Raw genomic sequence first — 18324 nt, forward strand, 5'->3', positions numbered from 1 at the left:
CTTCGTCCGGCACGCCGAGGGCACGCACCGAACACCGCGGGCACCGCACAGGACTTTCAAAACACCCCCTAGCGCCGGGAGACCCCGGCCGGTACCAGCTTCGGCAGGGCGTGCGGAAACGCTCCGTACCACAGCCGTGCCACGGCGTAACCGAAGCCGAGGCACAGGAGACCGCCGACCGCGTCCAGCCAGAAGTGGTTGGCGGTGGCGACGATGACCACCAGCGTGGCCACCGGGTAGAGCAGGCCAAGCACCTTCGCCCATGGCACCGACGCCAGGGCGAAGATGGTCAGGCCGGACCACAGGGACCAGCCGATGTGCATCGAGGGCATGGCGGCGTACTGGTTCGACATGTTCTTCAGGTCGCCCGAGGCCATGGAGCCCCAGGTCTGGTGGACCAGAACGGTGTCGATGAAGCCGCCGCCGGTCATCAGCCGGGGCGGGGCGAGTGGATACAGGTAGTAACCGAGCAGGGCCACACCGGTGGTCGCGAAAAGCACCGTGCGGCTCGCCGCGTAGCGGCCCGGATGACGGCGGTAGAGCCACACCAGCACACCCAGCGTCACCACGAAGTGCAGCGTCGCGTAGTAGTAATTCATGCCCACGACGAGCCAAGTCACCGAGTTCACGGCACGGTTGAACGACTGCTCGACGGCAAGACCGAGCGTCTGCTCCGCCTTCCAGATCCAGTCGGCGTTGCGCAGCGCCTCGCTCCGCTGCTCCGGAACGGCGTTGCGGATCAGTGAGTACGTCCAGTAACTCACCGCGATCAGCAGGATCTCGAACCACAGCCGGGGCCGGCGCGGGGCGCGCAGCCGGTGCAGCAGGCCCGGCCTCTCCGGTGCCGTGACGGGGTTCGGAACGGCCGCCTGTGTGCGGTCTTCCAGCTCGGTCACGGTCGTGTCACCCATAGGCACAGAGTCTGCCAGAAACGCCTTCCCCCACCGATCATCCCCCGGTCTGGTTTCGGTCGCACGTTCTACGCCGGGCGCAGGCGCGCGTTCTCCTACGGGTGCACGGTACCCGGTCGTTCAGTCTCCGCCCTAGGGACGATTTCGGTCCCCAGGGGCCGAAGCGGTCGAACCGCGCACCACCAGTTCCGGCATGAACACGAACTCGCTGTGCGGTGCCGGAGTCCCGCCGATCTCCTCCAGCAACGTCCGTACCGCGGCCTGGCCCATCGCCGGGACCGGCTTGCGGACCGTCGTCAGCGGCGGGTCGGTGAAGGCGATCAGGGGGGAGTCGTCGAAACCGACCACCGAGATGTCCGTCGGCACCCGAAGCCCCCGCTGCCGGGCCGCCCGTATCGCGCCCAGCGCCATCATGTCGCTGGCGCACACCACCGCCGTGCAGTCGCGGTCGATCAGCGCCGAGGCGGCGGCCTGGCCGCCCTCCAGGGTGTACAGCGAGTGCTGGACCAGCTCGGTCTCTATGGACTCCGCGGCAAGACCCAGCTGGTCCTGCATGGTGCGGACGAAGCCCTCGATCTTCCGCTGCACCGGGACGAACCGTTTCGGGCCGAGCGCCAGGCCGATCCGGGTGTGACCGAGGGAGGCCAGGTGCGTGACCGCGAGTGCCATCGCCGCGCGGTCGTCGGGGGAGATGAACGGCGCCTGCACCTTGGGGGAGAAGCCGTCGACGAGGACGAAGGGGACACCCTGGGCGCGCAGTCGCTCGTAGCGCTGCATGTCTGCCGTGGTGTCCGCGTGCAGTCCGGAGACGTAGATGATGCCGGCGACCCCGCGATCGACCAGCATCTCGGTCAGCTCGTCCTCGGTGGAGCCGCCGGGGGTCTGGGTGGCGAGCACCGGGGTGTAGCCCTGCCTGGTCAGCGCCTGGCCGATGACCTGGGCGAGGGCCGGGAATATCGGGTTCTCCAGCTCCGGGGTGATCAGGCCCACCAGTCCTTCGCTGCGCTGCCGCAGACGCACCGGGCGCTCGTAGCCCAGGACGTCGAGGGCAGCCAGCACGGACTGGCGGGTGGTGGCGGCGACGCCCGGCTTCCCGTTGAGGACGCGGCTGACGGTCGCTTCGCTCACCCCCGCCTGCGCAGCGATATCGGCAAGCCGTGTGGTCACGGCACTGGACTGTACCGGCCGTATGTCGCCTTGCACACCAATCGGACGCCGGGTGCGGGCGTTTGACCGGCGCGCTGCGGGTTGCTGCGACATGGCGTCCCCTCATGAAACGGATGGCAAGAGCTTGCAGAGTCTTGCACAACACCGTCCGTGCCCGCTCAACCCCGCAGAACAACGGTCTCATGGCAGTCCCCGAGAGGTCACACCCGGGTAACTTCAGTGATGCCTTGCACTTTTTTTCTGCAAGGTCTTTCGCGGCGCTTACATGGCTGTTACGTTTCCGACGCCCGGCGGCCGCAACGGCGCAGTCGGCAAGACAGCAGGAGCGGCAGACGGGGCCGCACCCTGCACCACACGGGCTTTTCACCCTCAAGGAGAACTCATGCGGCGTGGCATAGCGGCCACCGCGCTGGTGGCGTCCCTCGCCCTCGCGGCGACGGCCTGCGGCGGAGACGGCGACAGCGGCGACAAGGCCGACGGCCCGGTCACCATCACCTGGTGGGACACCTCCAACGCCACGAATGAGGCGCCGACGTACCGGGCCTTGGTCAAGGAGTTCGAGGCCGCCAACAAGGACATCAAGGTCAAGTACGTCAACGTCCCCTTCGACCAGGCGCAGAACAAGTTCGACACGGCCGCCGGTTCCAAGGGCGCCCCGGACGTGCTGCGCTCCGAGGTCGGCTGGACCCCCGCCTTCGCCAAGAAGGGCTTCTTCCTGCCGCTGGACGGCACCGAGGCGCTCGCCGACGAGAGCAAGTTCAAGTCCAACCTGATCGAGCAGGCCAAGTACGAGGGCAAGACGTACGGCGTGCCCTTCACCACGGACACCCTCGCCCTTGTCTACAACAAGGAGCTCTTCGAGAAGGCCGGCGTCGAGGCCCCCAAGACGTGGGACGACCTGAAGAAGGCCGCCGCCACGATCAAGGACAAGACCGGCGTCGACGGTTACTGGGGCTCCACCCAGGCCTACTACGCCCAGTCCTTCCTCTACGGCGAGGGCACCGACACCGTCGACGCCGACGCCAAGAAGATCACCGTGAACTCCGCCGAGGCCAAGAAGGCGTTCGGCACCTGGCAGGGCCTCTTCGACGGCAAGGGCCTGCACAAGCCCGACACCACCGCCGACGCCTACGCCAACATCCAGGAGGCGTTCGTCAGCGGCAAGGTCGCCTCGATCGTCCAGGGCCCGTGGGAGATCACCAACTTCTACAAGGGCTCGGCCTTCAAGGACAAGGCCAACCTCGGCATCGCCACCGTCCCGGCCGGCTCCACCGGCAAGGCGGGCGCCCCGACCGGCGGCCACAACCTCTCCGTGTACGCCGGCTCCGACGCCGCGCGCCAGGAGGCCTCGCTGAAGTTCGTCAACTTCATGACCTCCGCCAAGGCGCAGGAGACCATCGCGCTGAAGAACTCCACGCTGCCCACGCGCGACGACGCCTACACCGCCGGGGTCAAGGCCGACCCGGGCATCGCCGGCTACCAGACGGTGCTCGCCGCCGCCCAGCCGCGCCCGGCCCTGCCCGAGTACAGCTCCCTGTGGGGCCCGGTCGACGCCGAGCTGCTGAAGATCGCCGGCGGCAAGGTGTCCCTGGACAAGGGACTGAGCAACGCCGAGGTCGCCATCGCCAAGCTGTTGCCGGACTTCAGTAAGTGATCGCCAGTGGCCGCCGGGTCCCTCCTGATAGGGGGGAAGGGACCCGGCGGCCACCGGCCTGTGCCCAGGCCCACCCCCTGATCCCCCAGAAGGTGTCGAGAGAACCATGACAGTCGCCATCGACCGCGCCACCGGCAAGCGCCGCGGTGACCGCGCGCCGCGGCCCGGGCTGGGCCAGCGCCTGAAGCACTCCTACCAGAAGCACTGGTACGCCTACGCGATGATCACGCCCGTGATCGTCGTCCTCGGCGTCCTCGTGCTCTACCCCCTGGCCTACGGCTTCTATCTGACGCTCACCGACGCCAACAGCCTCAACACGGCCCGCACCATCGGCGTCAACGAGATCGAGGCCACGTACAAGTTCATCGGCCTCGACAACTACGCCGACATCCTGTGGGGCGAGACCGCCTACGACCGGTTCTGGTCCCACTTCATCTGGACGATCGTGTGGACGGCCGCCTGTGTCGCCCTGCACTACATCATCGGCCTCGGCCTCGCCCTGCTGCTCAACCAGCAGCAGCTGCGCGGCCGCACCCTGTACCGGCTGATCCTGATCCTGCCCTGGGCCGTGCCGACCTTCGTCACCGTCTTCGGCTGGCGCTTCATGCTCGCCGACGGCGGCGTCATCAACTCCTTCCTGGAGACGCTCCAGCTGCCGACCCCGCAGTGGCTGGAGGACACCTTCTGGCAGCGGTTCGCCGCGATCATGGTCAACACCTGGTGCGGTGTGCCGTTCATGATGCTCTCGCTGCTCGGCGGACTGCAGTCCATCGACACCGCCCTCTACGAGGCGGCCGAGATGGACGGTGCGAGCAAGTGGCAGCAGTTCCGCTATGTCACCCTGCCGGGTCTGCGCTCGGTCAGCTCCACCGTCGTGCTCCTCGGCATCATCTGGACCTTCAACCAGTTCGCCATCATCTTCCTGCTGTTCGGCGACACCGCCCCGGACGCCCAGATCCTCGTCACGTGGGCCTACTACCTCGGCTTCGGACAGCAGCCGCGCGACTTCGCGCAGTCGGCCGCCTACGGCATGCTGCTCCTCGCCATCCTGATCGTCTTCACCTCCTTCTACCGCCGCTGGCTGAACCGCAATGACCAGCAGCTCACGATCTGAGGCAGGAGTTCCCATGAGCACCACTACCGTTGAGACCTCCGCCGAGGTGAAGAAGGAGATCCGCGTGGCTCCCACTCAGGGCAAGGTGCGCCGCCGCGGCGATCGCAGCCTCACGGGCTCCCTCGTCTCGCACGGCATCCTGATCGTCGCGAGCCTCGCCGCCCTCTTCCCGATCGCCTGGCTGGTCTTCCTCTCGCTCGGCCCGGACAAGGACGACTATCTGCACCCCGGGGAGATCTGGGGGAAGATGACGCTGGACAACTACTCGTTCGTCCTGCAGGACACGAACTTCTTCGACTGGCTGACGAGCACGTTGATCGTCTCGCTCGGCACCACGGTCATCGGCGTGATGATCGCCGCGACCACCGGCTATGCCGTCTCGCGGATGCGCTTCCCGGGCTACAAGAAGTTCATGTGGGTCCTTCTGGTCACCCAGATGTTCCCCATCGCCGTCCTCATCGTGCCGATGTACCAGATCATGTCCGAGCTCCAGCTCATCGACAGCTACCTCGGTCTGATCCTGGTCTACTGCTCGACCGCGGTGCCGTACTGCGCCTGGCTGCTCAAGGGCTACTTCGACACCATCCCGTTCGAGATCGACGAGGCCGGACGCGTCGACGGACTGAGCCCCTTCGGCACCTTCCTGCGGCTGATCCTGCCGCTCGCCAAGCCGGGTCTTGCGGTCGCCGGCTTCTACAGCTTCATCACGGCCTTCGGCGAGGTCGCCTTCGCGTCGACGTTCATGCTGTCCGACACGAAGTACACGTTCGCGGTCGCGCTGCAGACCTTCGTCAGCGAGCACGACGCCCAGCGCCAGCTCATGGCCGCCACCGCGGTGCTGATCGCGATACCTGTCTCCGCGTTCTTCTACCTCGTCCAGAAGAACCTGGTGACCGGTCTCACCGCGGGCGGGACAAAGGGCTGACGCCCACAGGAGCCCCCCAGACCCGAGGCGGTCGCGGTGTCCATCCGACCCCGCTGATACCGCGGCCGCCTCGATGAACCTCTGAAGACCGACGACTCCCGATGACTCCGTTACGCATCAAGGACACCATGAGCCAGCACTCCGCCGACCCGGCACCGACCTCCGCCGTAGCCACCGTCGCCCATCGTCGCGACTGGTGGCGGGACGCGGTGATCTACCAGGTCTATCCACGCAGCTTCGCCGACAGCAACGGCGACGGCATGGGCGACCTGGAAGGCGTACGCTCCCGACTCCCTTACCTGCGCGACCTCGGCGTGGACGCCGTGTGGCTGAGCCCCTTCTACGCCTCCCCGCAGGCCGACGCCGGCTATGACGTCGCCGACTACCGGGCCGTCGACCCCATGTTCGGCAACCTCCTCGACGCCGACGCCCTCATCCGTGACGCCCATGAGCTGGGCCTGCGCATCATCGTCGACCTCGTGCCCAACCACTCCTCCGACCAGCACGAGTGGTTCAAGCGGGCGCTGCGCGAGGGCCCGGGCTCCCCGCTGCGGGACCGCTACCACTTCCGGCCCGGCAAGGGCGTGAACGGCGAACTGCCGCCCAACGACTGGGAGTCGATCTTCGGCGGCCCGGCGTGGACGCGGGTCGAGGACGGGGAGTGGTACCTCCACCTGTTCGCCCCGGAGCAGCCCGACTTCAACTGGGAACACCCGGCCGTGGGTGACGAGTTCCGCTCGATCCTGCGCTTCTGGCTGGACATGGGCGTCGACGGCTTCCGTATCGACGTCGCCCACGGTCTGGTCAAGGCAGACGGACTGCCCGACCTCGGCGCCCACGATCAGCTCAAGCTGCTGGGCAACGATGTCATGCCGTTCTTCGACCAGGACGGTGTGCACGCGATCTACCGGCAGTGGCGCACGATCCTCGACGAGTACGCCGGCGAGCGCATCTTCGTCGCCGAGGCCTGGACCCCGACCGTCGAGCGCACCGCCAACTACGTCCGCCCCGACGAGCTGCACCAGGCCTTCAACTTCCAGTACCTGGGCACCGACTGGGACGCGAAGGAACTCCGTACGGTCATCGACCGCACCCTGGAGGCGATGCGCCCGGTGGGCGCCCCGGCGACCTGGGTCCTGTCGAACCACGACGTGACCCGCCACGCCACCCGCTTCGCCAACCCGCCCGGCCTCGGCACCCAGATCCGCACGGCGGGCGACCGCGAACTGGGCCTGCGCCGCGCCCGGGCAGCCACGCTGCTCATGCTCGCGCTGCCGGGCTCGGCGTACGTCTACCAGGGCGAGGAGCTCGGCCTCCCGGACGTCGTCGACCTCCCCGACGAGGTCCGCCAGGACCCGGCGTACTTCCGGGGCGAGGGCCAGGACGGCTTCCGCGACGGCTGCCGGGTCCCGATCCCGTGGACCCGCGAGGGGTCGTCGTACGGCTTCGGCGCCGGCGGGAGCTGGCTGCCCCAGCCCCCGGCCTGGGCGGAGCTGAGCGTGGAGGCGCAGACGGGCACCCCGGGCTCGACCCTGGAGCTGTACCGCACCGCCCTCGCGGCCCGCCGCGACCACCCGGACCTGGGCGCCGGCGACGCGGTGGAGTGGCTGAAGGCACCCGAGGGCGTCCTGGCCTTCCGCCGCGGCGAGTTCGTCTGCGTCGCCAACACGACGGACGAGTCGATCACGACTCCGGCCTACGGCCGCCTCCTCCTCGCCAGCGGTGAGGTCGCCGAGGTGGAGGGCGAGGCAAAGGTCCCGTCCGACACGACGGTCTGGTGGACGACCGCCTGACGGTCACCCACCGGAAGAGGGCCCGCTTCGGCGGGCCCTCTCTCGTTGGTAAATGGGTCCTTCTTGATGAACTTTTGACGATTCTCGCTGCCGTTTACCGGCCGCGATTCCCTTTGCCCTTGGATGGCTGGGTTTCACGCATCCGCCTCCGGGATTGGCCGGGACTCGACGCCGGAAAGCGTCTGCGCGTGCTGTTGGTGACCGAGCCACCCGTCCGGCGGGCTCGGGCGTGAATCTCGACAGCGGCGTTGTGATCGGCGTCATCCTCGAATCCGCGGTGCGCGCAGATGAAGAGGCGGCCACGCCCCGGCCGTGAGGCTGGGTCTACCTTGCCGCAGTTGGAATTCCCGCAGGTATTGGAAGTGTGGAAGGCGGGAACGAGTCGTAGTTCCGACCCGAAGAGCTTGCATTTGTACTCAAGCTGTCGACGCCGTTCCCCAGGACAGTTGTCCGGGATGGACCGATTCAATGCCGCTTTGGCCTTGACCTTCACGCCTGGGTGCTCGACGGTTCCTTTGGCGCTCCGCGTCCGTGTATACCTTCACGCCCGCGTCATGACAGGCGTTCACCATCGAGGCGAAGTCGGCCGCCGTCCCGAAGCGGCCGCTGAGCTCGTAGGAGTACGGCTGGTAGACGTCCCACCAGGCTTAGTTGGTCTGCTTGAGCGACTCGGCCGGCGGGGCGACCCACACCGCGCCGTAGCCGTTGGGACCGAGTACGTCGGTGCACTCGGCGGCGACCGAGTCCCAGTTGTAGGACCACAGGTTGGCGATCACATCGCCGGAGGTCGTGGCGTCGGCCTGCGCGGGCGTGGCGGGCAGGGCTGTCGCTCCCGCGAGAGCGAGCGCGCCGGCCGCCGTGGCGGTCGCGGCGCGGCGCAGGGCACCCGGGGGCCGGTGTCTCTTCGTCATATGCGGCTCCGGAGACAGAGGTAAGTGCTTCAACGAGTCGTGAGCGTGCGGCAGTTGAGAAGGTCACGTCAAGACAGGCGATGAAAACTCTTGCTGTGAGTTTCAAGCCCCTTGCTGTAAACCTTTCGTTAGCGGTACGTTCGCGCCGGCGCCGGGCAAAGACGCCCGGTCTCCCCCCGCAAGGAGTCACCCGTGATATCGAGATGGTCCGTCACCGCGACCGCGCTCGCCGCCACGGCGGCCGGCGTCCTGGCCGCCCCCGGCACCGCATCCGCCTCCCCGCCCGGCACCAAGGACGTCACCGCCGTGATGTTCGAGTGGAACTTCGCCTCGGTCGCCAAGGAGTGCACCAACACCCTCGGCCCCGCCGGTTACGGCTACGTCCAGGTCTCCCCGCCCGCCGAGCACATCCAGGGTGCTCAGTGGTGGACCTCGTACCAGCCGGTCAGCTACAAGATCGCCGGGCGGCTCGGTGACCGTACGGCCTTCCAGAACATGGTCAGCACCTGCCAAGCGGCCGGGGTGAAGGTCGTCGTCGACACCGTCATCAACCACATGTCCGCGGGCAGCGGCACCGGCACGGGCGGATCGTCGTACACGAAGTACACCTACCCGGGCCTGTACTCCTCCTTCGACTTCGACAACTGCACCGCGCAGATCACCAACTACGGTGACCGCGCGAACGTCCAGAACTGCGAACTCGTCGGCCTCGCCGACCTCGACACCGGGGAGTCGTACGTCCGCGGCGCCATCGCCGGGTACATGAACGACCTGCTCTCCCTCGGCGTCGACGGCTTCCGCATCGACGCGGCCAAGCACATCCCGGCCGCCGACCTCGCCAACATCAAGTCCCGGCTGAGCAACCCGAACGCGTACTGGAAGCAGGAGGTCATCTACGGCAGCGGCGAGGCCGTCCAGCCCACCGAGTACACGGGCAACGGCGACGTCCAGGAGTTCCGCTACGCCTACGACCTCAAGCGCGTCTTCAACAACGAGAACCTCGCCTACCTGAAGAACTACGGCGAGGGCTGGGGCTACATGAGCAGCGGTGTCTCCGGTGTCTTCGTCGACAACCACGACACCGAGCGCAACGGCTCCACGCTCAACTACAAGGACGGCGCCAACTACACGCTGGCCAACGTCTTCATGCTCGCCTATCCCTACGGCGCCCCGGACATCAACTCGGGCTACGAGTTCTCCGACACGGACGCGGGCCCGCCCAACGGAGGCACGGTCAACGCCTGCTGGCAGGACGGCTGGAAGTGCCAGCACAAGTGGCCCGAGATCCAGCGCATGGTCGCCTTCCGCAACGCCACCCGCGGTGAGGCCGTCACCAACTGGTGGGACAACGGCGCCGACGCCATCGCCTTCGGCCGCGGCAGCAAGGGCTACGTCGCCATCAACCACGAGACGGGCAGCCTGACCCGCACCTACCAGACCTCCCTCGCGGCGGGCACGTACTGCAACGTGCAGAACAACACCACGGTGACCGTGAACTCCAGCGGGCAGTTCACCGCCACCCTGGGCGCCAACACCGCGCTGGCGATCTACGCCGGCAAGTCCAGCTGCTGAAAGTTCTTTCCAGGCGTTTCACGACCCTTGCTGTAAGCCTTTCGTCGGCGATACGGTCGCGCGGGGTCGGACCCGCAGAGCCGTACATCGCAAGGAGTCCACGTCTTGATACCGAGATGGCCGGCGCCGCTCAGGCGCCGAACCGCGCATGCCGGACGGGTCGCCGCGGTCACCGTGACCGCGCTGGCCGCAGCGCTCGTCCAGCCCCTCGCGGCCCGGGCCGACACCCCGCCCGCGCCCCCGTCCGACGCGAAGCTCGCCGCAGAGCCCGCCAGGAACGACGTCACCCGTGAGCAGTTCTACTTCGTGCTCCCGGACCGCTTCGCCAACGGTGACACCGGCAACGACAAGGGAGGTCTGACCGGTTCGCGCCTCGCCACCGGCTACGACCCCACCGACAAGGGCTTCTACCAGGGCGGCGACCTCAAGGGCCTGACCCAGAAGCTCGACTACATCAAGGGCCTCGGCACCACCTCCATCTGGATGGCGCCGATCTTCAAGAACCAGCCCGTGCAGGGCACCGGGGCGAACGCCTCGGCCGGCTACCACGGTTACTGGATCACCGACTTCACCCAGGTCGACCCGCACTTCGGGACCAACAAGGACCTGGAGACCCTCATATCCAAGGCGCACGCCAAGGGCATGAAGGTCTACTTCGACGTCATCACCAACCACACGGCGGACGTCGTCGACTACGAGGAGAAGTCGTACGACTACCTCGCCAAGGGCGCCTTCCCGTATCTGACGAAGGACGGCGAGCCCTTCGACGACGCCGACTACGCGGACGGCACGCGGGACTTCCCGGAGGTCGACACCGACTCCTTCCCGCGCACGCCGAAGGTCTCCAAGAACAACAAGGTCCCGGCATGGCTCAACGACCCGACGATGTACCACAACCGGGGGGACTCCACCTTCGCCGGTGAGAGCTCCGCCAACGGCGACTTCTCCGGTCTCGACGACCTGTGGACCGAGCGTCCCGAGGTGGTCAGCGGCATGGAGAAGATCTACCAGCGGTGGGTCAGGGACTTCGACATCGACGGCTTCCGTATCGACACCGTGAAGCACGTCAACATGGAGTTCTGGACCCAGTGGGCCACCGCCCTCGACGCCTACGCGGCGAAGCAGGGCCGGGACGACTTCTTCATGTTCGGCGAGGTCTACTCCGCCGACACGAACGTCACCTCCCCGTACGTCACCCAGGGCCGCCTCGACGCCACGCTCGACTTCCCCTTCCAGGAGGCGGCACGGCAGTACGCCTCCCAGGGCGGCAGCGCGCGGAAGCTCGCCTCGGTCTTCGCCGACGACTACAAGTACACGACCGGCAAGGCCAACGCGTACGAGCAGGTCACCTTCCTCGGCAACCACGACATGGGCCGCTTCGGGTACTTCCTGAACCAGGACGACAAGGACGCGACCGATGCCGAGCTGCTGAAGAAGGCGAAGCTCGCCAACGAGCTGATGTTCCTCAGCCGCGGCAACCCCGTCGTCTACTACGGCGACGAGCAGGGCTTCACCGGCTCCGGCGGCGACAAGGACGCCCGCCAGACCCTGTTCGCGTCCCAGACCGCCGACTACCTGGACGACGACCAGATCGGCACCGACCGCACCCACGCGAGCGACGCCTACGACACGAGTGCACCGCTCTACAAGCAGATCAGTGCTCTCGCCAAGCTCCGCAAGGCGCACCCGGCCCTGACCGACGGCGTCCAGACCGAGCGTTACGCGGCCGACGGCTCCGGTGTCTACGCCGTCTCCCGCTTCGCCAACGACAAGACCGAGTACATCGTCGCCTTCAACAACTCCGGCGAGGCGAAGTCGGCGACCTTCGCGACCGGTTCGGCGGGCATGGGCTTCAAGGGGATCTACGGCAGCGACTCCGCCGTGACCTCGGATGCCGACAAGAAGATCACCGTCACCGTCCCGGCCGGTTCCGCGATCGTCCTCAAGGCCACCGACAGGCTCGCCGCCCCCGCCACCAAGCCGACGATCACCCTCAAGGCCCCGGCCACCGGCGCCACCGGCACCGTCGAGCTCGCCGCCGACGTCGACGGCGGTCAGCTCAACCGGGTCGTCTTCGCCGCCCAGACCGGCAACGGCAAGTGGCAGACGCTCGGCTCCGCCGACCACGCCCCCTACAAGGTCACGCAGGTCATCGGCAAGGACGTACCGACCGGAACCGCCCTGCGCTACAAGGCGGTCGTCATCGACTCCGCCGGCCGTACCGCGAGTGCGACCGCCGAGTCCACCACCGGCACCCCGCCCGCCGAGGAGCCCCCCACCGCCACCTCCCGGGACTACGCGATCGTCCACTACAAGCGCACCGACGGCGACTACGCCAACTGGGGCCTGTACGCGTGGGGCGACCTCGCCGACGGCGAGTCCACCCAGTGGCCGGACAGCCACCCCTTCATCGGCCGGGACGCCTACGGCGCCTTCGCCTACGTGAAACTGAAGCCCGGCGCCTCGAACGTCGGCTTCCTGGTCATCGACAAGGACGGCAACAAGGACGTCTCCGTCGACCGCACGATCGACGTCACCAAGACCGGCGAGATCTGGATCGAGCAGGGCAAGACCGACGTACTCACGGAAAGGCCCGAGTACCCGGCCCAGGACAAGACCAAGGCCGTCCTGCACTACCAGCGCGCGGACGGGAACTACGACGGCTGGGGTCTGCACGTCTGGACGGGGGCCGCGAACCCCACCGAGTGGTCGAACCCGCTGAAGCCGGTGAAGACTGATGCCTATGGCGCGGTTTTCGAGGTGCCGCTCACCGAGGGTGCCACCAGTCTCAGCTACATCATCCACAAGGGCGACGAGAAGGATCTCCCCGCCGACCAGTCGCTGGACCTCACGGCCAACGGTTACGAGGTGTGGCTGTTGAACGGCCAGGAGAAATACCTGCTGCCGCAGCCCGCGGGCAGTGCGGCCGCCCTCGACCTGACCACCTCCAAGGCGGTCTGGATCGACCGGAACACGGTCGCCTGGAACGGTTCGGAGGCGGCCGCCTCCACCCAGCTGCTGTACTCGCGCACCGGCTCGATCGCCGTCGAGGACGGCACGCTGACCGGCGCCGACCAGAGGTGGCTCCGCCTGAACAAGAGCACGCTCACCGATGCCCAGAAGGCGAAGTTCCCGCACCTGAAGTCGTACACGGCCTTCTCCGTCGACCCGCGTGACCGCGACCGGGTCCGCGAGGCCCTGCGCGGCCAGGTCGCCGCCTCCCAGCGGGCGGCGAACGGCGCGGTGCTCACGGCGACCGGTGTGCAGATCGCGGGCGTCCTGGACGACCTGTACGACGGGACGAAGGCGGACCTCGGGCCGACCTTCGACAAGGGCCGTCCCACGCTGGCCGTCTGGGCGCCGACCGCGCAGTCGGTCAAGCTGGAGATCGGTGACTCCACCGTCGCCATGAAGCGGGACTCCGCCACCGGCGTCTGGTCCGTCACCGGCCCCAGGTCCTGGAAGAACAAGCCCTACCGGTACGTCGTGAAGGTGTGGGCGCCCAGCGTCCGCGAGGTCGTCACCAACAAGGTCACCGACCCCTACTCCCTCGCCCTGACCGCCGACTCCGAGCGCAGCCTGCTCGTCGACCTCGCCGACAAGTCGCTGGCGCCGGCGGGCTGGTCGACGTACACCAAGCCGAAGGCCGTGCCGCTGAAGGACGCGCAGATCCAGGAACTGCAGGTCCGGGACTTCTCGGCCGAGGACAAGACCGCCTCGGACCGGGGCACGTACCTGGCCTTCACCGACAAGCTCAGCGACGGCTCCAAGCATCTGCGCAAGCTGGCCGAGGCGGGCACGTCGTACGTCCATCTGCTGCCCGTGTTCGACATCGCCACCATCCCCGAACGCCGGGAGGACCAGGCGACCGTCGACTGCGACCTCGCGTCCTACCCGGCCGACTCCGACAAGCAGCAGGAGTGCGTCTCCAAGGCCGCCGCGAAGGACGCCTACAACTGGGGCTACGACCCGTACCACTACACGGTCCCCGAGGGCTCCTACTCGACCGACCCGGACGGCACCACCCGTAACCTCGAGTTCCGCAAGATGGTCAAGGCGCTGAACGAGGACGGCCTCAGGGTCGTCATGGACGTCGTCTACAACCACACGGCCGCGAGCGGCCAGGCGAAGACGAGCGTTCTCGACCGGATCGTGCCCGGCTACTACCAGCGGCTCCTCGCCGACGGCTCGGTCGCCAACAGCACCTGCTGTGCCAACACCGCGACCGAGAACGCCATGATGGGCAAGCTCGTCGTGGACTCGATCGTCACCTGGGCCAAGGAGTACAAGGTCGACGGCTTCCGCTTCGACCTCATGGGCCACCACCCGAAGAAGAACATCCTCGCGGTCCGCAAGGCCCTCGACGCGCTGACCCTGGAGAAGGACGGCGTCGACGGCAAGAAGATCATCCTGTACGGCGAGGGCTGGAACTTCGGCGAGGTCGCCGACGACGCCCGCTTCACCCAGGCCACGCAGAAGAACATGGCCGGGACGGGGATCGCGACCTTCTCCGACCGGGCCCGTGACGCCGTACGCGGTGGCGGCCCCTTCGACGAGGACCCCGGCGTCCAGGGCTTCGCCTCCGGCCTGTACAACGAACCCAACTCCTCGGAGAACAACGGGAGTACGGCCGAGCAGAAGGCCCGTCTGCTGCACTACCAGGACCTGATCAAGGTGGGCCTGTCCGGCAACCTCGCGAAGTACCGCTTCACCGACACCGACGGCAAGGAGGTCACCGGCGCCCAGGTCGACTACAACGGCCAGCCCGCCGGATACGCGGACGCGCCCGGCGATGCCCTCGCCTACGCCGACGCGCACGACAACGAGTCCCTGTTCGACGCCCTCGCCTTCAAGCTGCCCGCCACGGTGAGCGCCGACGACCGGGCCCGGATGCAGGTCCTCGCCATGGCGACCGCCACCCTCTCGCAGGGCCCGGCGCTCTCCCAGGCCGGCACCGACCTGCTGCGCTCCAAATCCCTGGACCGCAACTCCTACGACAGCGGCGACTGGTTCAACGCCATCCGCTGGAACTGCGCCGACGGCAACGGCTTCGGCCGCGGGCTGCCGATGGCCGCCGACAACCAGTCCAAATGGCCGTACGCCACACCGCTGTTGAGCCAGGTGAAGGTGGGCTGCAAGCAGATCGACGGCGCCTCGGCGGCGTACCGGGATCTGCTGCGGATCCGTTCGACCGAGGACGTGTTCTCGCTGGACTCGGCCGAGCAGGTGCAGTCGAAGCTCGCCTTCCCGCTGTCCGGCAAGGACGAGACGCCCGGCGTGATCACCATGACGCTCGGTGACCTGGTGGTCGTGTTCAACGCGACGCCGCGGCAGCAGGAGCAGCGGATCGCCGAACTGGCCGGGAAGGGATACGCGTTGCACGAGGTGCAGACCTCGGGCGCGGATCCTATCGTCAAGGGCTCCTCGTACGAGAAGGAATCCGGCACGTTCGCCGTTCCGGGGCGCACTGTGGCGGTGTTCTCCCGCACCTCCTGACAGCGGACTAATTTGGGTGGAGCGGATCCCGTCCGGGGTCCGCTCCACCCCTTTTCCTCGCCCTGAGGGCTGTTGGAGATGGACGGTAACGACCCGACCACCGTGATGGTCGTGGACGACGTGGCGGCGAGCCGGTACGCCATGGGCGCCGTGCTGCGCCGCGCCGGACACCTGGTCGTGCCCGTGGCGAGCGGCGGTGAGGCGCTCATCGAACTCGACGCGCGGCGGCACGAGGGGGCCCTGCCCGATGTCGCTCTCGTGGACGTCGGACTGCCGGACATGAGCGGCTTCGAACTGTGCCGCCGGGTGCGTGCCCGCCCCTCCACGGCCGCGCTCCCCGTGGTCCACTTCTCCGCAGGCGCGCTCGGCCCGCGCGAGCGGTGCATGGGTCTGGACGCGGGCGGTGACGCCTATCTGACCGTGCCGGCCGAGCCCCAGGAGATCCAGGCCGTCGTCCGGGCTGCCGTGCGCGGGGCGCGCAGGCGCGGCGACTTCGAACTGCTCGCGCACCGGCTGACCCTGCTGTCCGAGGCGATCGTCACCGTGCAGGCCGCCCGCTGTCCGCGGGAGCTGGCCGACGCGGCCGCCGAGGGCGCGGCCCGGATCACCGGCACCGACGCCGTGGTCCTCGTGCTCGGCCCGGACGGAGAGATGGACTCGGCCACGTCCAGGAGCCGGCTCGCGATGCCGGACGCCAGTGCGCACGAGGCCGTGGCCCGCCTGATCACCCGGATCGCCAAGGGGCGGACCGGTGTGCACAGCACCGTGGTGCCCGCCCCGCTGTGGCCCGCCGGGTTCTTCCGGGCCGGCCGGCAGGACGATGCCCGGCTGGTGCTGGCGTTCACCCAGGAGGGACGGAGCCCGGTGTGCATCGCCACCCCGGCGCGCCGCGCCCCTCTGGACGACGTGTCCCTGCTCCGGCTCGCCCAGGCCACCGCCTTCGCCGCCGAGCCGCTGTTCATGTACCGGGCGGAGCGGCATATCGCGCTCACCCTCCAGCGCAGCTTCCTGCCCGAGCCGCGGCGTCTGCCCCGGCTGCCGGGCGTCGACCTCGTCGTGCGGTACGTGCCCGCGTCCCGGGAGACCGAGATCGGCGGGGACTTCTACGCGGCCCTGCGTACCCCGAGCGGCATTCTCACCGCGGTCGGGGATGTCGTCGGGCACTCGCTGGAGGCGGCCACCGTGATGGTCGAGATCCGGCACGCGCTGCGCGCCTACTGCGTGGAGGACGGCGACCCCCGGGTGCTGGCCGAGCGGCTGGACCGGATGCTCCAGCACTACCACCCGGACGTCACCGCCACCGTCTGTCTGGTCCTCGCCGAACCCGACGGCGGGCACGCCCGGATCGCCAACGCGGGCCACATCCCGCCGCTGGTCGTGCGCGAGAACGGCGACGCCGACTATGTGAAGGTGTGCGGTCCGCTGCTCGGCCTGGGCCTGGAGCGCCCCGAGCCCGCCGAGCTGACCCTGGCCCCCGCCGACCGGCTGCTGATGGTCACCGACGGTCTGATCGAGACCCGCGGAGTCGACCTCGCCGTCTCCATGGACCAACTGCGCACGGCCGCCGGCGCCGCACCACCGGGTCTTGACTCGCTGTGCGACACCCTCCTGGGCTGCTTCGGCCATGAGCGCGAGGACGACATCGCGATGCTGGCGCTGCGACTAGGGTGAGCCGTGTTGCCGCCGCAGGAGAACAGGAGTGCCCATGCCGCAGATCACCGTCGAACGCTCCCCGAGACTCGACCACGTCGACTGGGAGGCGTTCGCGACCGCGCTGCACCCGGTGGTCGTCGAGACGGCGGCCGCGCGTCTTGAGGCGTGCAAGACGCGGGTCCTGCGCACCGAGGACGAGGCGGTCGGCGCCGGCGCGGAGGGCCACGCCATCGTGCAGGTCACCCTCGCCCTGCTCGCCGGACGCACCGAGGAGACGAAGGCGCGGCTCACCGAGGCGACGCTGGAGCTGCTGCAGAAGTACGTCGAGCCGGTGGACGGACTCACCCTGCATCTGTCCGCGGAGGTCCGCGACCTCGACCCCTCCTACCGCAAGGCCGAGATCCAGGGTCGGACAGGCCCTAGGACGCCAGCACGATGAGCCGGGAGACCAGGTCGCTGAACGGGCCGTCGGCCGGCTCGTCCCGGAGCATGCGGCGCAGCAGCGCCGTCATCTCCTCGTCGTAGGCGGCGCTGACGGCGGCCAGCGCGGCGAAGTCGTGCACCAGCTGGACCTCCAGCTCGGCGCGCGGGATGCGCCGGCCGTCCAGCCAGATCAGCGCCGTCGACTCGGCGAGCGAGATCCAGGAGCGGATGACCAGCTCCAGCCGCGCGGGCGGGTCCTCCACCCGCAGATGCGACAGGATCTGGACGTACGCGGCCTGCCGTACGGAGTCGATGAGCGCGTTCGTGGTGGAGGAGCCGACCGCCGGGCCGCCGCGCATCAGCGCCGAGAAACCGGGGCCGTGCTCGTCGACGAAGTCGAAGTAGCGGCGCATCACCCGTAGCAGCCGCGCGCCCAGCGGACCGTCCTGCGGCTCCACGAACCGGGACGCCAGATCGTCCGAGGCGCGCTTCAACGCGGCCTCGTACAGGCTGAGTTTGCCGGGGAAGTAGTGGTAGACCAGCGGACGGGAGATGCCGGCGGCCGACGCTATCTCGTCGATGGAGACCTGGTCGGGCGAGCGTCGGCTGAAGAGGTCGAGGGCGACGCCGATCAGCTGCTGCCGTCGCTCCTCGACGCCCATTCTGCGGCGTACCCCGGTAGTCATACGAACACCTTACCGATCG

General features: G+C 68.4%; 13 protein-coding genes. 8 read left to right on the forward strand and 5 right to left on the reverse strand.

All coding sequences use genetic code 11. The features are described 5' to 3' along the window. Positions 1–68: 68 nt before the first annotated feature. Both RMT89_RS29145 and RMT89_RS29150 read right to left on the reverse strand, forming a co-directional pair. Positions 69–911 (reverse strand): phosphatase PAP2 family protein, encoded by an 843-nt coding sequence (locus RMT89_RS29145; protein WP_315886754.1) that lies wholly within the window; start codon positions 909–911, stop codon positions 69–71. Between the two features lie 132 nt (positions 912–1043). After that, positions 1044–2078: a LacI family DNA-binding transcriptional regulator gene (locus RMT89_RS29150; protein WP_315886755.1), complete on the reverse strand. Its 1035-nt coding sequence runs from the start codon at positions 2076–2078 to the stop codon at positions 1044–1046. Between the two features lie 382 nt (positions 2079–2460). On the opposite strand from RMT89_RS29150, the gene RMT89_RS29155 reads away from it, so the two are divergent. The 4 genes from RMT89_RS29155 to RMT89_RS29170 all read left to right on the forward strand — a co-directional run bounded on the left by RMT89_RS29155 (position 2461) and on the right by RMT89_RS29170 (position 7564). Next, the gene (locus tag RMT89_RS29155; protein ID WP_315886756.1) at positions 2461–3732 is read left to right on the forward strand and encodes an extracellular solute-binding protein; all 1272 of its coding nucleotides are present in this window, start codon (positions 2461–2463) and stop codon (positions 3730–3732) included. 106 nt (positions 3733–3838) lie between these two features. After that, positions 3839–4846, forward strand: a complete 1008-nt coding sequence (locus tag RMT89_RS29160; protein ID WP_315886757.1) for a sugar ABC transporter permease — start codon at positions 3839–3841, stop codon at positions 4844–4846. A gap of 13 nt (positions 4847–4859) precedes the next feature. Further along, the gene (locus RMT89_RS29165) at positions 4860–5771 is read left to right on the forward strand and encodes an ABC transporter permease subunit (RefSeq protein ID WP_315886758.1); all 912 of its coding nucleotides are present in this window, start codon (positions 4860–4862) and stop codon (positions 5769–5771) included. Between the two features lie 128 nt (positions 5772–5899). After that, on the forward strand, positions 5900–7564 hold the full coding sequence (locus RMT89_RS29170) for a glycoside hydrolase family 13 protein (protein ID WP_315886759.1): 1665 nt from the start codon (positions 5900–5902) through the stop codon (positions 7562–7564). Positions 7565–7658: 94 nt separating this feature from the next. On the opposite strand, the gene RMT89_RS29175 is transcribed toward RMT89_RS29170, so the two are convergent. Beyond that, positions 7659–8057 carry a transposase gene (locus RMT89_RS29175; RefSeq protein ID WP_315886760.1) on the reverse strand — a complete coding sequence of 133 codons (399 nt, stop codon included), beginning with the start codon at positions 8055–8057 and terminating at the stop codon, positions 7659–7661. Positions 8058–8211: 154 nt separating this feature from the next. After that, positions 8212–8475: a hypothetical protein gene (locus tag RMT89_RS29180; protein ID WP_315886761.1), complete on the reverse strand. Its 264-nt coding sequence runs from the start codon at positions 8473–8475 to the stop codon at positions 8212–8214. 192 nt (positions 8476–8667) lie between these two features. Here RMT89_RS29180 and RMT89_RS29185 point away from each other — a divergent pair, with 192 nt between their 5' ends. From RMT89_RS29185 to RMT89_RS29200, 4 genes are all read left to right on the forward strand, one after another. Beyond that, positions 8668–10047, forward strand: coding sequence for an alpha-amylase family protein (locus RMT89_RS29185; protein WP_315886762.1), 1380 nt, complete (start codon positions 8668–8670; stop codon positions 10045–10047). 105 nt (positions 10048–10152) lie between these two features. Next, positions 10153–15543 carry a pullulanase-type alpha-1,6-glucosidase gene (pulA, locus tag RMT89_RS29190; protein WP_315886763.1) on the forward strand — a complete coding sequence of 1797 codons (5391 nt, stop codon included), beginning with the start codon at positions 10153–10155 and terminating at the stop codon, positions 15541–15543. A gap of 78 nt (positions 15544–15621) precedes the next feature. After that, positions 15622–17214 carry a fused response regulator/phosphatase gene (locus RMT89_RS29195; RefSeq protein WP_315886764.1) on the forward strand — a complete coding sequence of 531 codons (1593 nt, stop codon included), beginning with the start codon at positions 15622–15624 and terminating at the stop codon, positions 17212–17214. Between the two features lie 34 nt (positions 17215–17248). Continuing rightward, on the forward strand, positions 17249–17635 hold the full coding sequence (locus RMT89_RS29200; protein WP_315886765.1) for an isomerase: 387 nt from the start codon (positions 17249–17251) through the stop codon (positions 17633–17635). On the opposite strand, the gene RMT89_RS29205 is transcribed toward RMT89_RS29200, so the two are convergent. Then, positions 17616–18305 (reverse strand): TetR/AcrR family transcriptional regulator, encoded by a 690-nt coding sequence (locus RMT89_RS29205; RefSeq protein WP_315886766.1) that lies wholly within the window; start codon positions 18303–18305, stop codon positions 17616–17618. The two genes, RMT89_RS29200 and RMT89_RS29205, sit on opposite strands and share 20 nt — an antisense overlap. Positions 18306–18324: the final 19 nt, after the last annotated feature.

Source organism: Streptomyces sp. P17, assembly GCF_032436805.1.
Taxonomy (GTDB): domain Bacteria; phylum Actinomycetota; class Actinomycetes; order Streptomycetales; family Streptomycetaceae; genus Streptomyces.

What these genes read in the sequence shown, in the direction of transcription:
- RMT89_RS29165 (WP_315886758.1), top strand. Translation starts at nt 4,860, where the DNA reads ATGAGCACCACTACCGTTGAGACCTCCGCCGAGGTGAAGAAGGAGATC.
- RMT89_RS29200 (WP_315886765.1), top strand. Translation starts at nt 17,249, where the DNA reads ATGCCGCAGATCACCGTCGAACGCTCCCCGAGACTCGACCACGTCGAC.
- RMT89_RS29205 (WP_315886766.1), bottom strand. Translation starts at nt 18,305, where the DNA reads ATGACTACCGGGGTACGCCGCAGAATGGGCGTCGAGGAGCGACGGCAG.
- RMT89_RS29145 (WP_315886754.1), bottom strand. Translation starts at nt 911, where the DNA reads ATGGGTGACACGACCGTGACCGAGCTGGAAGACCGCACACAGGCGGCC.
- RMT89_RS29155 (WP_315886756.1), top strand. Translation starts at nt 2,461, where the DNA reads ATGCGGCGTGGCATAGCGGCCACCGCGCTGGTGGCGTCCCTCGCCCTC.
- RMT89_RS29170 (WP_315886759.1), top strand. Translation starts at nt 5,900, where the DNA reads ATGAGCCAGCACTCCGCCGACCCGGCACCGACCTCCGCCGTAGCCACC.
- RMT89_RS29195 (WP_315886764.1), top strand. Translation starts at nt 15,622, where the DNA reads ATGGACGGTAACGACCCGACCACCGTGATGGTCGTGGACGACGTGGCG.
- RMT89_RS29180 (WP_315886761.1), bottom strand. Translation starts at nt 8,475, where the DNA reads ATGACGAAGAGACACCGGCCCCCGGGTGCCCTGCGCCGCGCCGCGACC.
- RMT89_RS29160 (WP_315886757.1), top strand. Translation starts at nt 3,839, where the DNA reads ATGACAGTCGCCATCGACCGCGCCACCGGCAAGCGCCGCGGTGACCGC.